Source organism: Pseudoalteromonas sp. 2CM41L (genome assembly GCF_023161905.1).
Taxonomy (GTDB): domain Bacteria; phylum Pseudomonadota; class Gammaproteobacteria; order Enterobacterales; family Alteromonadaceae; genus Pseudoalteromonas; species Pseudoalteromonas atlantica.
In genome coordinates, this window is record NZ_JALNTN010000012.1 from 125,131 (window position 1) to 140,911 (window position 15,781).

The 15,781-nt window shown below is 41.7% G+C and carries 16 protein-coding genes; 5 read left to right on the forward strand and 11 right to left on the reverse strand.

The features are described from left to right. Positions 1 to 9 precede the first annotated feature (9 nt). The 10 genes from hfq to cutA all read right to left on the reverse strand — a co-directional run bounded on the left by hfq (position 10) and on the right by cutA (position 9,967). The gene (gene hfq / locus MTF64_RS14285) at positions 10 to 273 is read right to left on the reverse strand and encodes an RNA chaperone Hfq (protein ID WP_004587665.1); all 264 of its coding nucleotides are present in this window, start codon (positions 271 to 273) and stop codon (positions 10 to 12) included. Positions 274 to 350: 77 nt separating this feature from the next. After that, a complete protein-coding gene (gene miaA / locus MTF64_RS14290) occupies positions 351 to 1,268 on the reverse strand; it encodes a tRNA (adenosine(37)-N6)-dimethylallyltransferase MiaA (RefSeq protein WP_095206660.1) in 918 nt (305 codons plus the stop codon). Between the two features lie 10 nt (positions 1,269 to 1,278). After that, positions 1,279 to 3,141 (reverse strand): DNA mismatch repair endonuclease MutL, encoded by a 1,863-nt coding sequence (mutL, locus tag MTF64_RS14295; RefSeq protein WP_248451783.1) that lies wholly within the window; start codon positions 3,139 to 3,141, stop codon positions 1,279 to 1,281. Positions 3,142 to 3,175: 34 nt separating this feature from the next. Then, on the reverse strand, positions 3,176 to 4,519 hold the full coding sequence (locus tag MTF64_RS14300) for an N-acetylmuramoyl-L-alanine amidase (RefSeq protein WP_031289362.1): 1,344 nt from the start codon (positions 4,517 to 4,519) through the stop codon (positions 3,176 to 3,178). 170 nt (positions 4,520 to 4,689) lie between these two features. Beyond that, positions 4,690 to 5,166, reverse strand: a complete 477-nt coding sequence (tsaE, locus tag MTF64_RS14305; RefSeq protein ID WP_054983237.1) for a tRNA (adenosine(37)-N6)-threonylcarbamoyltransferase complex ATPase subunit type 1 TsaE — start codon at positions 5,164 to 5,166, stop codon at positions 4,690 to 4,692. Between the two features lie 125 nt (positions 5,167 to 5,291). Beyond that, positions 5,292 to 6,632 (reverse strand): acetyl-CoA carboxylase biotin carboxylase subunit, encoded by a 1,341-nt coding sequence (gene accC, locus MTF64_RS14310; protein ID WP_024031477.1) that lies wholly within the window; start codon positions 6,630 to 6,632, stop codon positions 5,292 to 5,294. Positions 6,633 to 6,657: 25 nt separating this feature from the next. Next, complete coding sequence (gene accB, locus MTF64_RS14315; RefSeq protein WP_248451785.1) at positions 6,658 to 7,119, reverse strand: acetyl-CoA carboxylase biotin carboxyl carrier protein; 462 nt, start codon at positions 7,117 to 7,119, stop codon at positions 6,658 to 6,660. A gap of 32 nt (positions 7,120 to 7,151) precedes the next feature. Continuing rightward, positions 7,152 to 7,604, reverse strand: a complete 453-nt coding sequence (aroQ, locus tag MTF64_RS14320) for a type II 3-dehydroquinate dehydratase (RefSeq protein ID WP_024031479.1) — start codon at positions 7,602 to 7,604, stop codon at positions 7,152 to 7,154. Between the two features lie 228 nt (positions 7,605 to 7,832). Beyond that, positions 7,833 to 9,647, reverse strand: coding sequence for a protein-disulfide reductase DsbD (locus MTF64_RS14325; protein ID WP_248451787.1), 1,815 nt, complete (start codon positions 9,645 to 9,647; stop codon positions 7,833 to 7,835). After that, positions 9,647 to 9,967: a divalent-cation tolerance protein CutA gene (gene cutA, locus MTF64_RS14330; RefSeq protein WP_029772613.1), complete on the reverse strand. Its 321-nt coding sequence runs from the start codon at positions 9,965 to 9,967 to the stop codon at positions 9,647 to 9,649. Before cutA ends, MTF64_RS14325 begins: the two co-directional genes overlap by 1 nt. Before the next feature lie 188 nt (positions 9,968 to 10,155). Here cutA and MTF64_RS14335 point away from each other — a divergent pair, with 188 nt between their 5' ends. From MTF64_RS14335 to MTF64_RS14355, 5 genes are all read left to right on the forward strand, one after another. Further along, positions 10,156 to 10,632, forward strand: a complete 477-nt coding sequence (locus MTF64_RS14335; protein ID WP_064386652.1) for an FxsA family protein — start codon at positions 10,156 to 10,158, stop codon at positions 10,630 to 10,632. Between the two features lie 109 nt (positions 10,633 to 10,741). Then, positions 10,742 to 11,029, forward strand: a complete 288-nt coding sequence (locus MTF64_RS14340; protein ID WP_004587676.1) for a co-chaperone GroES — start codon at positions 10,742 to 10,744, stop codon at positions 11,027 to 11,029. Positions 11,030 to 11,077: 48 nt separating this feature from the next. Next, positions 11,078 to 12,727, forward strand: a complete 1,650-nt coding sequence (gene groL, locus MTF64_RS14345) for a chaperonin GroEL (RefSeq protein WP_004587677.1) — start codon at positions 11,078 to 11,080, stop codon at positions 12,725 to 12,727. Positions 12,728 to 12,944: 217 nt separating this feature from the next. Further along, a complete protein-coding gene (locus MTF64_RS14350; RefSeq protein ID WP_052026262.1) occupies positions 12,945 to 13,130 on the forward strand; it encodes a hypothetical protein in 186 nt (61 codons plus the stop codon). A gap of 224 nt (positions 13,131 to 13,354) precedes the next feature. Then, positions 13,355 to 13,747: a VOC family protein gene (locus tag MTF64_RS14355; RefSeq protein ID WP_096740246.1), complete on the forward strand. Its 393-nt coding sequence runs from the start codon at positions 13,355 to 13,357 to the stop codon at positions 13,745 to 13,747. 4 nt (positions 13,748 to 13,751) lie between these two features. On the opposite strand, the gene MTF64_RS14360 is transcribed toward MTF64_RS14355, so the two are convergent. Further along, positions 13,752 to 15,224 carry an NAD(P)H-hydrate dehydratase gene (locus tag MTF64_RS14360; RefSeq protein WP_096740247.1) on the reverse strand — a complete coding sequence of 491 codons (1,473 nt, stop codon included), beginning with the start codon at positions 15,222 to 15,224 and terminating at the stop codon, positions 13,752 to 13,754. Between the last annotated feature and the right edge of the window lie 557 nt (positions 15,225 to 15,781).

The following is a 15,781-nucleotide window of genomic DNA, read 5'->3' on the forward strand; positions in this document are numbered from 1 at the left end:
CGCTCCTAATTAAATATTTCCTGGTTCTTGCTCTTCAGTGTCATCGCTCCCTTGAACACCTTGGAAGTTGACTGCACGAGCAGGTACAACTGTTGAAATTGCGTGTTTATACACCATTTGGTTTACAGTGTTTTCAAGTAAAATAACAAATTGGTCAAATGACTGAATTTTACCTTGTAATTTTATGCCATTTACCAAAAAGATTGATACTGGAATGCGCTCACGACGTAGTGCATTCAAAAATGGGTCTTGTAACGATTGGCCTTTTGCCATGTTATTGTTCCTTCGTTCTAGGTGTTATTATAATTTAAGTAGCTGAACTTATTTAATTAAATAATTCGCAACTACTACTAGCTTAGCGAACTTACTACGCGATGCAAGTTTTCTTCATCGTCTGTTGTTAACCAAGTAACATCAGGCCAACTCCGTAACCACGTTAGCTGACGTTTTGCCAGTTGACGCGTTGCAGCAATGCCGCGAAAAACCATCTCATCATGGTCTACTTCACCCGCAAGATAATCCCACATTTGTCTATAACCTACACAACGAATAGAAGGCATATTGGGGTGTAAATCCTTACGTAGATATAGGGTCGAAACTTCTTTTTCAAACCCCTGTTCTATCATTATTTTAAACCTTTTTTCAATTCGCTGATGTAATTCACTGCGATCATCAGGCGCAATCGCAAATTGATGAAAAGTATAAGGTAACGTTGGCTGCTTTTGCTTTTGCAATTCAGTCATTGTTTTACCACTAATACGGTAAACTTCCAAAGCTCGATTTATTCTTTGTGAATCATTTTCACTTATTTTGTCGGCCGCTTGCGGATCTACTTTAGCCAGCTCTTGATGTAAATGTGGCCAGCCAAATTGTTTTGCTTGCGATTCAAGCTCTGCTCTAACTACTGAGCAGGCTTCTGGCAGTGGCGATAATCCATCAATTAAAGATTTAAAGTACATCATGGTGCCACCCACTAATATTGGTACTTTACCTTGTTGATGGAATTCATCAATTTTTTTTATCGCATCACGTCTAAAATCGGCGACCGAATAGGTTTCGCTCGGATCGAGTAAATCAATTAAATGATGCGGAGCACGAGCAAGTTCTTCTGCATCGGGCTTTGCCGTACCTATGTCCATACCTTTATACACTAACGCTGAATCAACGCTGATTATTTCTGTATTTAAGTGCTCACACAGTGAAATTGCCAACGCCGTTTTACCAGCTGCGGTTGGGCCCATTAAAAATATGACCGGTAAATTGCTCAACACGGGTACCTTAATTTAATTGCGTTAAATAGTGTTCTAGGTCTATTTTAACTGCTTTTTCTTTTAAACGTTCAATTGTTTGCGGATTATTTTGTAAGCTAATTTGTAATTCAATAAATGCATTACTTTCATAAAAGCGTTCTGGTACACAACTAAGCTGCCATGTGAGCCACGCTTGTAACTCGTTGAGCTGTGTTTTACATGCGCCAAGCAAGCTTTCAACCGCGGCTGATACTTCAAGTAAATATAAACACGTGGGTAGCTTTTTAACCATCACAAACTGTTTTTCAATAACTAGCTCAAAGCCTAATAAAGTAAACCACGATTGCTGCTGAGCTATTAGTTCGCAGTCAGCTTTTTCAAGGTTAACCCTTACGGGTAGTAGCAAGGCTTTACCCTCTAAATTACCCAGCTCTTTTATTTGTGCATGCCAGTAATCAACAAGTGCATGCTTATAGTGTGAACAAAATAACTGCTGCTGCTGAGTAAATACACACACGCCTTTATTTACATTTAATACCTGCACACTTTTTAATGCGTGTGCAGCGCTTTCATCAGTATCGGGCTGCGTTGATACACTATGCTCAAAATGAGCGGCTTGTTGCTCACTCACCCCTTGATAAAATGCATTTACATCGTGATGATTTGCACCATGTTTTTGAGACGGTGAAGCATACCCCGTAGCGCCACCACCTGACCCTGCGCGATTAGAGGAGGCACGACTAGTAAAACCACCGTTTTGTGAATCTATTGGCTGCAACTGTGACTTAGGGTAATCATACCCCTGCTGAACTGGCTGGTTATTAGCCGCATGACTTGGCTGCTCAATAAACGCCGAGGATTGGTAATCGTCTGTGGGCGCTTGATTAGTTGCAAATTCGCCTTGTAGAGGTACAACTACTTGCTTAATCGCCTGTAATATAAAGTCGTGCACTAACCGGCCTTGATGAAAACGCACCTCGTGCTTAGCAGGATGAACATTTACATCCACTTGCCTTGGGTCAATATCAATATAAATAACAAACCCTGGGAGTTCTTGCGCTCCACTTACCTCTTCAAACGCCTGACGTATAGCATGTAAAATTAGCTTATCGCGCATCATGCGATTATTTACATATGTATATTGCGTGGTATTAGCTGATCCCACTGGCAATACCCAACCATGTAGCTGTAAACCACTTTCACCAGATTGAATATGCAATCCTTGCTCAGCAAAGGCTTTACCTGCAACTTGCGCAACCCGAGTAATCGCTTGATTAGGGTCGGTTTTAGCACGGTACTGCCTAACCACCTTTTGGTTATGCGTCAGTGTAATCGACACATCAAAACGACTCAGTGCAATACGCTTTATAAGCTCATCAATGTGGCTAAATTCGGTTTTTTCGGTGCGTAAAAACTTGCGCCTTGCTGGGGTGTTAAAAAATAAATCTTTAACTTCTATCGTTGTGCCATCTGGGTGGGCCACCGGCTTTACTTGCACGTCCATATCGCGGCCCTGTGCAAACGCTTGCCACGCGGCATCTTGTGCTTTGGGCTTTGAGCTAAGCGTTAAACGCGATACCGAACTAATAGATGCAAGCGCTTCCCCTCTAAAGCCTAAGGAGCAAATGTTTTCTAAATCATCGAGTGATTTAAGTTTACTTGTTGCATGGCGAGAAAGCGCTAAAGTGAGCTCATTTTTGCCAATACCTGAGCCATTATCACGAATACGAATAAGCTTGTGACCGCCCCGCTCTATGTCTATTTGCACACGCGTAGCGCCCGCATCTAAGCTATTTTCTACTAATTCTTTAACCACTGAAGCCGGGCGTTCAACCACTTCACCTGCCGCTATTTGGTTAGCTAATCGTGCAGGTAATATTTCAATACTCATGAGGCCCCTAATACGTGTACAGGTTTAATAAACATCAACTCTGCGGTATGTCCAGCTCTTGACCTATAAACAAGGTGTTTGAGCGTAGTTGATTAACTTGCTTTAATTTGGCTACCGATACGCCATACCGACTCGCTAATAGGCTTAGCGATTCACCTGGGCGAACTTTATGCTTAGTTGGGTACTGCGATTTAAGCTTTGCAAATAACGAATCATCAGGTGGATTTTTTAAGTAATAATTTTTTATAGACGTAAACATTGCTTTAGCTAAGCGTTCCTGATGATTAGCGCTTTTTAACATGCGCTCTTCACGGGGATTTGAAATAAAACCTGTCTCAACCAAAATGGAAGGAATATCTGGCGACTTTAATACGGCAAGACTTGCATGTTGTGGATCTTTTTTATGTAATTTAGCGACCTTTTTTAGCTCTTTTACTACTTCTTCGGCCACACTAAGCCCTGTTTTCATTGAGTGGTCCATCGACATATCAAGTAGCGCTTGCGCGAGGTATTTTTCGTTAGCAGCATCTTTAATTACATCGGCTGCACCACCTAAAAGCTCTGAGTGTTTTTCTTTATCTTCTATCCATTTACCAATTTCAGAATTAGCGCGGCCAAGCGATAACACCCACACCGAAGCACCATTTGGCCCAGGGCTGGTAAATGCATCAGCATGAATTGACACTAAAAAGTCGGCTTTTTTCTGGCGTGCTCGGTTGGTACGGGTATTAAGCTTAACAAAGTAGTCGCCACTTCTTACCATGCGCGAAATCATGCCACGTTCGCCGTCAATCATACGCTCTAAACGTTTAGCTATTTGTAGAGTAATGGTTTTTTCATACGTACCAGAGGGGCCAATAGAACCTGGGTCTTCTCCGCCATGGCCCGCATCAATTGCAATAACAATGTCTCGCTCTTGGCTTAATTGGCGCTTTTTAGCTGCTTTTTGGGCAGGTGTAGTACTTACTGCGGGTTCACTTTTATTATATAAATCCACAACCAGCCTGTTTTTGTACGGGCCAGTAGGTGCCAGCGCAAAAATAACCGGCTTAATAGGCGCTGTTAGCTCAAATACAAAACGTACACTTTGTTTATTTTTAGGCTTTGAATAGCGCAGCTTGCTTACAATTTTGTGCTTAGAAGGAATACTCGGTAATACTTTTAACCCTTTGGTGTTTTCAAGGTCGACCACTAAGCGACTCGGGTTTTTAAGCATAAAATAGCTGAAATCGGGCTTATCATCTAAATCAAATACCACCCGCGTGCTATCTGGCGAGGGCCATACTCGTACACTATTTATGGTATTTTTTGCCCACAACGGTAAGCTCACAGCGAAAACTATGAAACAAATAAAAAGTTTAACTACACCTCGATTCATTATAACTACCATTGCCTTAACTATTTATTATTATGAGAGCGGGCGCCTTAACCCGCTATTAGCTTATTAACCTAAACGTTGGATAGTAAATCTACCTTAAGCCGCTATTTTGTACGCCAACTAAAAAGGTAACTTTGATGCTTTTATATTTCAATGTGTTAGTAAGTATATTAACTCGGGTTTAGGTTAGTAAGTTTTTCGACAATTGCTATTCCGCGCTCGCTTGCACTATTCATAACAATTTTGCGCTCATCGCCAACGTAACTTAAGGTAATGTCTAAATCGGGAACTGGTATAAACTCTCCCCCTTTTTCTGGCCACTCAACAATACAAATAGCCTGCTCAGAAAAGTAATCTCTTATACCCATGTACTCAAGCTCTTCAGGATCGCCTAACCGGTATAGGTCAAAATGATATACATTAGCACGTGTCAGTTCGTATGGCTCTACCAACGTATAGGTTGGGCTTTTTACCTTACCAGTGTGGCCAAAGCCTTGCACTACACCACGCGTAAATGTTGTTTTACCTGCGCCTAAATCACCGTGTAAATAAATTACTGCACCTTGCTCTATAATAGCAGCCACTTTGTTACCCATTGCTACTGTGGCTATTTCATCATTTAGGTGAGCTTCAAAACTACGCGTCATTGTTACCTCAAAAATTTACTAAAAGCGCATCTTTGCTAATCATACCAGAATATTTCTTGAAGGCGATAAATTGGCGTTTTAGGCATAAAAAAACCGGCCTAAGCCGGTTTTAATTAACTGGGGCTCTATAGCCCTAGTTTTTTCTCAAGGTAGTGGATATTTGTACCACCACTTTGGAAGTTTTCGTCTGCAAGAATTTTCTTATGTAATGGCGTGTTTGTTTTGATGCCATCAATAACTAATTCGTTCAACGCATTACGAGCACGGGCAATAGCCACATCACGGTTTTCACCGTAAGTAATAAGCTTACCAATCATCGAATCGTAATGTGGAGGTACTGTATAGTCAGCATAAATATGGCTATCCCAACGAATACCTAAACCACCTGCAGGGTGGAAACGTGTAATTTTACCCGGCGACGGGATAAACGTTTCTGGGTCTTCTGCGTTAATACGACATTCAATTGCATGGCCGCGGATAACCACGTCATCTTGCGTGAAAGATAGCGGTTGCCCAGCAGCAATTTTTAGCTGCTCTTTAATTAAATCAACACCGCTTACCATTTCAGTCACTGGGTGCTCAACTTGAATACGGGTGTTCATCTCGATGAAGTAAAATTCGCCGTTTTCGTATAAAAACTCAAACGTACCTGCACCACGGTAACCAATTTCGATACATGCACGTGTACAGCGCTCACCAATAAATTTACGCACTTCTGCCGTTATACCTGGAGCAGGCGCTTCTTCAACTACTTTTTGGTGACGACGTTGCATAGAACAGTCACGCTCACCTAAATGAACAGCATTACCTTGTCCATCAGCAAGTACCTGAATTTCAATATGGCGAGGGTTTTCAAGGAATTTTTCCATGTAAACCATGCTATTACCAAAAAACTGTTTCGCTTCTTGTTGAGTAAGTGCGATTGAATCAATTAATTCAGCTTCGCTACGTACTACACGCATACCACGGCCACCACCGCCACCAGCGGCTTTAATAATTACCGGGTAACCAATGCGCTTTGCAATTTGCATGTTGCGTTCTTTGTCATCCGATACCGGACCGTCAGAACCTGGTACACATGGTACACCGGCTTTACGCATTGCATTGATTGCCGATACTTTATCGCCCATAAGACGAATAGTGTCGCCTTTTGGACCAATAAATACAAAGCCACTTTGCTCAACTTGGTCAGCAAAATCTGCATTTTCTGAAAGAAAACCATATCCTGGGTGAATCGCTACAGCGTCTGTTACTTCAGCAGCCGCAATAATGCGCGGAATATCTAAGTAACTTTCAGTGGCTGGAGGTCTACCGATACAAATGGTTTCATCTGCAAGTAATACGTGCTTAAGATCGCGATCCGCCGTTGAATGCACAGCAACCGTTTTGATCCCAAGCTCTTTGCAGGCGCGCAATACGCGAAGTGCTATTTCACCTCGGTTTGCAATGACTACTTTATCTAACATAAGAGTTGGCCTTTAGGTTACTAAATTATTCAATGATGAATAGAGGTTGATCAAATTCTACTGGTTCGCCATTTTCAACTAAAATAGCTGTAACTGTACCCGCTTTATCTGACTCAATTTGGTTCATCATTTTCATTGCTTCAACGATACATAAAGTATCACCTACTTTAACTTGAGAACCTACTTCTACATATGCTGGCGCTTCTGGAGAAGCTGCTGAGTAAAATGAACCAACCATAGGTGATTTAACTTGATGGCCTGCAGGTGCTGCTGGTGTAGCATCGGCTTCAACGGCTGGCGCAGCTTGTGCTGGTGCCGCAGGCGTTGGAGCAGCAAATTGCTGTGGTGCGTACTGAGCGTAAGCAGGACCTGCGCTCATGTTGTTACGGTTAATACGTACTGATTCTTCACCTTCAGTGATTTCTAGCTCAGCAATACCTGATTCTTCTACTAATTCGATTAGCTTTTTGATCTTGCGAATATCCATGAACGACCCGCCTATAAGTTTGTTAGTTTAAATTAATTCGAGTTTTGCAACCGGCTCACGGCAGCGTTCAATGCTGCGTGGTAACCCATTGCACCTAATCCACATACCACACCTTGCGCCACATCAGAAAAATACGAATGATGACGAAATGCTTCACGTGCATGCACATTACTTAAGTGCACCTCAAAAAAAGGAATATCAACGCTTAACAATGCATCACGTAAAGCGACGCTAGTATGCGTAAATGCAGCAGGATTAATAATTATGTAATCAACTGCCTGCCAAGCATCGTGTATTCTTTCAATAAGGGCTTGCTCACTATTACTTTGAAAATGCGTAAGCTGAACATCTAGACCCTCTGCGGCAGTCGTTAGTTCGCTCATAATTTCACCAAGAGTGTGCAAACCGTACTTTTCTGGCTCACGCTTTCCTAGCATGTTTAAATTTGGACCATTTATAACTAAAAGTTTAAATTTTGCAGCCATAATACGCGATATATCCTCTAAGTAATGAGTTAAGCCGTTGCGAGCTAATTTTGTACACTAAAGTAAGTATAAAAAACAAAAATTGCAACAAATTCTCACGTTAGCCAACTATTATAGTCAGTTCGATGTAAATAGCAGCAAAATACTGGTCTAATCTCTGGAGGTGTAATAAATATGACGTAATTGGAGGCAAGCCACTTGGTAAGCCCAAGCGGCTAAATTGCACTATTATTGTGCGCTGGCACGCACTGCAGCTAGGTGGGTGGCAAAATCATCAGCGTTTAAAAATCCTGTAACGCGCTCTGAACTTAGCTCTTGCCCTTGTGTGTTAAAAAACAAAATACTGGGTAAACCAAACACAGTGAACTCTTCCATCAGCTCAATGGTGGTGTCATCACTTTGTGTTAAATCGATTTGAATTAACTGATAGTGACTAAACTCGCTCTGTACTTTGGCATCTGGAAATGTGTAATGTTCAAACTCTTTACATGCCACACACCAATCGGCGTATAAATCAACCATCACCAGTTTGCCTTGCTGATTAGCTTCAGCAACAGCGTTTTTTAGCTCGGTTAAATTAGCCACTTGTTTAAACTCATTACTTTGCTGACTAACCTGCTCAACCTGTTGCTGCGGCCAAATAACGTTTTTAGCTAATGTAAAACCAGTAACTACTAAAAATGTAGCACTAAACCAAAGCGCTGTTTTAAGCTTGCTTTGTGGCTGCGCACTCTGCCAATAGTGTAAATAAACAGCCGTTGCCAGTGCTAAAATACCTGCCATAAGTAAAATAATGTCGGCGCTAATTATGCGCTCTAATAAAATAAGTGGCACAACAAGCATAATAAAACCAAATAACGTTTTAACTTGCTCCATCCAACCGCCAGCTTTAGGAAGCAATTTGCCACCAGACGTACCGAGTAATAAAAGCGGTAGGCCCATTCCTAAACTTAATACATACAGGGTTAAACCACCGACAAGGTAGTCACCACTTTGCGCTACAAATAATAGCGCAGCAGACAACGGAGCTGTGGTACAAGGTGATGCAATTAAGCCCGACAATACCCCCATTAAAAACACACCTAGGTAATTGCCGCCTTTTTGGTTATTACTGACTTGCGTTAGCTTGCTCATCATGGCGCTGGGTAACTTAATTTCGTACCAGCCAAACATCGACATTGCCAGCAATACAAACAGTAAACTAAAACTAATAAGTACATAAGGGTGTTGTAAATACCCCTGCACTTGCCCGCCTAAGGCCGCCACTACTAACCCTAATGCAGCATAAGTAAGCGCCATACCTTGTATATATACAAACGACAACGCAAACGCTTTTTTAGTAGATAGATTTTGCTGCCCTGCAATTAAACTCGATAAAATAGGAAACATAGGGAACACACACGGTGTAAACGCAAGCCCCACCCCAACAGCAAAAAATATGAGTAAATTGGTTACTAAACTTTGACTTGCTAATCGCTCTGTAAAACTTAAATCTTGAGTGGTTGTATTACTTTGGCTACGCGTTGCGTCTACAGAAGGAGTCAATGCGTTTAATGTATCAGCGGCATTAGCAGATGAGTTTTTACCTTGCGCTTGCTCTGAGGCAATAACGCTTAAAGGAATACTAATAACCTCAGGCGGATAACACAGCCCTGCTTTGGCACAGCCCTGATAGCGCACCTTTACAACAGCACCCTCTGTAACATTACTGAGCTTACTTATAACACTAACACTATTAAAAAAAACTTCGGTTTTGCCAAAAAACTCATCTTCAATTATTTCGCCAGTACCGGCATCGCCTACCTTTATGTTGGCGCCTTTGGCGATAATTTCTATTTTCTTTTTATAAAGGTAATAGTCAGGGGCTATATCCCACCCCACAAATAAAGTGCTACCTTGCTGATCAAAATCAAATACAAACGCTTGGTCTACGGGTAAAAAGGTTTGCTGTGGCGGGGCAAGTAAATCACCTAGCACATTATTGGTGTTTGCCTTTGCCGGAAGCGCCAGCAAGCTAACCAATAATAAAAAGAAAAACCGCATTAATTTAATACCTCATCCATCCAATGAAAATAAGCCAAATTACCAGTGGCCACATCAACCACTTGAATTTCGGGTACTTCGTAACTGTGTAAACTTTTGATGGTTTCAAAAACATCATTCATTTTTTCTGATTTTGTTTTAATCAGTAGCTTTGCTTCTATCTCTTGGGCAACATCGCCTTCCCACATATAAACTGAGGTCATATTTGGTAAAATATTTACACACGCCGCTAATTTTTGCGCTACAAGTGCTTTTGCTAAAGTGCGTGCTTCAGCCTCATCTTTGCACGTGGTAAATATCAATTTAAATTGCGTAGTCATAATTAACCTTTACTAATTTATAGGGAACTAATGCAATAGTATCTGATAGCTAGTGTAATGTGTAGGCGATGAATAATTGTAGATATTAAGCAATTATTAATCACTTTAAGCTCAACCTTGAAAATAGACCCTTTCACCCTCACTTATATTTCATCCACTCTTTTGAGTGCCATTATTTAGAGAGCCCTATGTTTAGATTTTTATTTGTGTTGTTTATTATCATTCCTATCATCGAAATTGCGCTACTAATACAGGTTAGCGATGTAATTGGTGGATTTGCGACTATAGCCCTAGTAATTGTTACGGCTATTTTGGGCGCCAGAATGGTTAAACAACAAGGTATGGGTGCATTACAAAATGCACAAAGCCAAATGGCCCAAGGGCAAATGCCAGCTAAAGAATTATTTACCGGTATTTGCGTGATCATTGCGGGTGTTTTATTGCTAACCCCAGGCATTATGACCGATGTATTCGGCCTACTATTATTAACCCCCTCAATACGCAACAAACTTGCTGCAGGCCTTGCAAGTCAAGCAACGGTACGCATGAGCACAGGTGCACAGCAAGGCTCTTCAGCCTTTACACAACACGCACACTCGCAGCAAGAACAACAGCATGTAAATAAACCAACTACCATTGATGGCGAGTATGAGAGAAAAGATTAAAAATTTATCGATTTTTCTCTTGGAATTTTACACTCTACCCCCATTAATGAATGCAAATTAGAAAAGCTTTTTTCTGTACTGTTCAGAAACTGTTAGGAGAACTAAAAAAATGAACATTCGTCCTTTACAAGATCGCGTAATCGTTAAGCGTCTAGAAGAAGAAACCAAGTCTGCTGGCGGTATTGTATTAACTGGCTCTGCAGCTGAAAAATCAACTCGCGGAGAAGTTATTGCTGTTGGCAATGGTCGCGTTCTAGATAACGGTGACGTTAGAGCTTTAGAAGTAAAAGCCGGTGACACTGTGTTATTTGGCTCATATGTTGAAAAAACTGAAAAGATCGAAGGTCAAGAGTACCTGATCATGCGTGAAGACAACATTTTAGGCATTGTAGGCTAACCCTACTTTTCGTTTAACAAACATTTAAGAATTTAGAGGAAATTAAAGATGGCAGCAAAAGAAGTACTTTTTGCAGGTGACGCACGCGCTAAAATGCTAACAGGCGTAAATATCCTAGCAAACGCAGTAAAAGTGACCTTAGGTCCTAAAGGCCGTAACGTAGTACTAGATAAATCATTTGGCTCTCCAGTGATCACCAAAGATGGTGTATCTGTAGCAAAAGAAATCGAACTTGAAGACAAGTTTGAAAACATGGGTGCACAAATGGTGAAAGAAGTTGCATCTAAAGCAAATGATGCAGCGGGTGACGGTACTACTACCGCAACTGTACTTGCGCAATCTATTGTAAACGAAGGTCTTAAAGCGGTTGCTGCGGGTATGAACCCAATGGATCTTAAGCGCGGTATTGATAAAGCAATTATCGCTGCAGTAGAAGAGCTTAAAGCGCTATCTGTACCATGTGCTGATACTAAAGCTATTGCACAAGTAGGTACTATTTCAGCTAACTCTGATAAAGAAATTGGCGACATCATTGCACAAGCAATGGAAAAAGTAGGCCGTAACACAGGTGTTATTACTGTAGAAGAAGGTCAATCACTAGAGAACGAACTAGATGTTGTAGAAGGCATGCAGTTTGACCGTGGTTACCTATCTCCGTACTTTATCAATAACGCTGAAAAAGGCGCTGTTGAGCTAGACAACCCGTTCATTCTACTTGTAGATAAAAAAGTATCTAACATTCGTGAGCTACTACCTACATTAGAAGCCGTTGCTAAAGCAAGCAAACCACTATTAATCATTGCTGAAGACCTAGAAGGCGAAGCACTTGCAACGCTTGTAGTTAACAATATGCGCGGTATTGTTAAAGTATCAGCAGTTAAAGCCCCTGGTTTTGGCGACCGTCGTAAAGCAATGCTACAAGATATCGCCGTATTAACTGGCGGTACTGTTATCTCTGAAGAAATTGGTTTAGAGCTTGAAAAAGCAACTATCGAAGACCTAGGTACTGCTAAGCGTGTAGTAATCACTAAAGATGATACAACTATCATTGATGGTGCGGGTGAAGAAGATGGCATTAACGGCCGTGTTGCTCAAATTAAAGCACAGATTGAAGAAGCAACGTCTGACTACGATAAAGAAAAACTACAAGAGCGTATGGCTAAACTTGCCGGCGGTGTTGCAGTAATTAAAGTAGGCGCAGCGACTGAAATTGAAATGAAAGAGAAAAAAGACCGTGTTGAAGATGCATTACATGCAACTCGTGCAGCGGTTGAAGAAGGCGTAGTACCTGGTGGTGGTGTTGCTCTAGTACGTGCTGCTAGCAAGCTAGTTGAGCTACTTGGCGACAACGAAGACCAAAACCACGGTATTAAAGTTGCACTTCGTGCGATGGAAGCACCACTTCGTCAAATCGTAACAAATGCAGGCGACGAAGCGTCAGTAGTAATAAACGCTGTTAAAGGTGGCGAAGGTAACTACGGTTACAACGCAGCCTCTGGCGAATACAACGATATGCTTGAAATGGGTATCCTAGATCCAACTAAAGTAACGCGCTCTGCACTACAATTTGCAGGTTCGATTGCGGGTCTAATGATCACTACCGAAGCAATGGTTGCTGAAATCCCTAAAGAAGAAGCTGCTGGTGCCCCTGATATGGGTGGCATGGGCGGAATGGGTGGTATGGGCGGCATGATGTGATCTTCCTCCTTTAAGCACCTTGCTTATATAAAACCCAGCTTCGGCTGGGTTTTTGCTTTTTAGTACAAGCCTATTGTTATTGCTTAATTTATCTCCACATCTATACCATGAGTTATTGGATTAAAGGTAAAAGGATTTGCTTAATAATAATGAAATAATCACCTTCTTTATTTTGGTATCACTTATAACAGGGTTAGTGGTATTTATTGCCTGGATTATGCTTAAGCTCGTTATATGGGGTAAGAGCATGTCTAAAGGAGCGTATTTATTTTTAGCGTTCTTTCCACTAATTTCACTTATGCCTATTCCACCCCCTACTTATGAAAATGTTCAAAAGGCCAAGCAAGAGCAGCGTAAACGAAAAGAAGACTCAGGTGACGACCCTACGAATGAAGATGAGTAAGCCAGTTTAGCTACGTAAATTAAAACACTCTTTAAGGAAGCTTTAAGCATGCTCTAAGGTTTAAAATAGAGTGAACCTTTTGACTACTAACCCTATATGCGAAGCCAATGTATAACGTACAACCCCCCTAAAAATAAGCTTTAATAAACATTTACCTATACTATTCAACCCTGTATTGATATGTGAAAATACACCGACATAAAACAACTTAAGGTTTTTAAGTTATGCCAAAGCAGCATATAGGTAGTATTGCTCTTGTTGTAAAAGACTATGACGAAGCAATCGCATTTTATACAAAAAAATTAAGCTTTGAATTAGTGGAAGATACGGATTTAGGTGATGAAAAACGCTGGGTGTTAATAACTCCACCCAACTCAAACGGCACACATATATTACTTGCACAAGCCACAGAGCCTGAGCAGTTTAACGCTGTTGGCAATCAAGCAGGTGGCCGTGTATGGCTATTTTTAAACACTGACAACTTTTGGCGCGACTACGAAAGCATGCTAGAAAATGGCGTAGTATTTCATGAGCAGCCTCGCAATGAGCCTTACGGTACGGTGGCCGTATTTGAAGATCTCTATGGTAACAAATGGGATCTTATTCAACAGAGCTAAATACTTAATTGATTAACGACCTGACTATTTGAAATAAATCCGAGGGTAGCATGCCGCGCTGCCCTTGCTCTTCAGCCGCAACTTCACCAGCTCGAGCATGAAGAGTTACCCCGTATCGCGCTGCTTCGTCGATACTAAGCCCTTGAGCAAGCAATGCACCAATAATACCTGTAAGTACGTCGCCACTCCCTCCCACGGCAAGTGCTGCGTTGCCATTTTCACACACCCAAGTGTGTTTACCGTTATCAATTAAAGAGCCAGCGCCTTTTAATATGCAAGTAGCATTATACCGTTTTGCGCATAATCGCACGCTATCAAACCTATTTGACTCTATTTCAGATGTATTTTTGCTAATGAGCCGAGCCGCCTCACCAGGGTGCGGAGTAAGAACACATTGAGCCAACGTATAAGCACTTGCATTTTCAGCTAATAAATTAAGTGCATCAGCATCAAGTACAAGCGGCGTATTGTGCTCTTGGCAATAGTGCATTACTGTGCAAAACGTTTTTTTAGCCCATTCATCCTGCCCAAGTCCAGGGCCAAGTACAACACAACTTGCCCACTCTAAAGCCTGTTCAAGGTTTTCACTCATGACCATTAACTCTGCCCTACCTATGCTTATTGGCATAATAGAACTTTGGTGCGTATAAACCTTCACCATCCCTGCACCTGCTCGTAGCGCAGCTTCACTACTGAGCCTGATTGCACCCGCAGTACCTTGGTTGCCCCCTACGCATAATAACTTGCCATGATTGCCCTTATGGCTATTTAAAGCCCGAGAGCCCAAGCGATTAAAGCTGTCTATATTTATTAAGTGAGCACAAGGTGAAGCGAGTTGACTAAAAGTATCTTCAATTGCTAATTCATCGAGAATCAACTCACCGGCATGCTGTTTACCTGTCCCTGTAGAAAGGCCTTGTTTTATCGCAATAAAAGTAACCGTTTTTGTTGCCTGAATAGCTGCACCTAATACTTCACCTGTATTTGCATCAATCCCTGAGGGAACATCGATACTTAAAACAGGCTTTTCGCTTTGGTTGATGGCTGCAATAATCTCACAATAATTTTCGCGAACAGGTGAATTAAGCCCAGTACCTAGTAACCCATCAATCACACAGTCGCAGCAATCTAAATCACTCTTTGCAAACTCGTTAACTATGCCACCATTATCAAGCCATAATTGCTTCGCTTTAGCAGCGTCACCACTGAGTGTTTTAGCAGGGTCTATAGCGCAAACTTTAACCTCTGCACCAGAGTCCTTAATTAAACGCGCGGCTATGTAAGCATCACCCGCATTATTGCCATTACCTACAATAATCAAAGTAAGCTTAGCGTTAAAAGACTGCCACTGCTTGTATACTGCCTCTCCCGCTCGCTGCATTAAAGTAAATAAATCTATTCCACATTGCTTAGCCGCCTCTCCCTCATAAGAGCGAACCTGCTCTTTTGTGTAAATATGCCTTTGTTTATTTAACATAGAAACTCGCCATAAATAAGTGTGTAGATGCTCTATAACTATAGCTTGGGATAAAAGAGCACTTTTCAATAGCGGATTTAGCATGCTAAACAGCTATTAAAACTGAAATTGAAGGCTTTAGTACAAAGAGTTTGAGTTCTGTGGTGGGCTCTTTCCGCGGGTTTCGTGATACTCAACCCACGCTACGGAGGTGGTGGAGATTGTGAGAATAATATCTGGAATGTATTTTTACTTTTCTGTAGACGTAAAAAAGCCCGGCTCTTTGGAGTCGGGCTTTCTTGTATTTGGAGCCTAGCGATGTCGTAGTGCCCACATCGGTAGAGAGTCACATAGCAAATGTACATTATCATTGTCTCGGGGCGGCCTTTCGTAGGGCTCGCCTTCGAGCTGTTTCGTTTCACTACTGAGTTCGGCTATTTATTAAAACCCAGACAGCAAAAAACCCGTTACATCGCTGCAACGGGTTTCTCTTATTTGGAGCCTGGCAATGTCCTACTTTCACATAGCAAATGCTACACTATCATCGGCGCTGTTTCGTTTCACTACTGAGTTCGGCA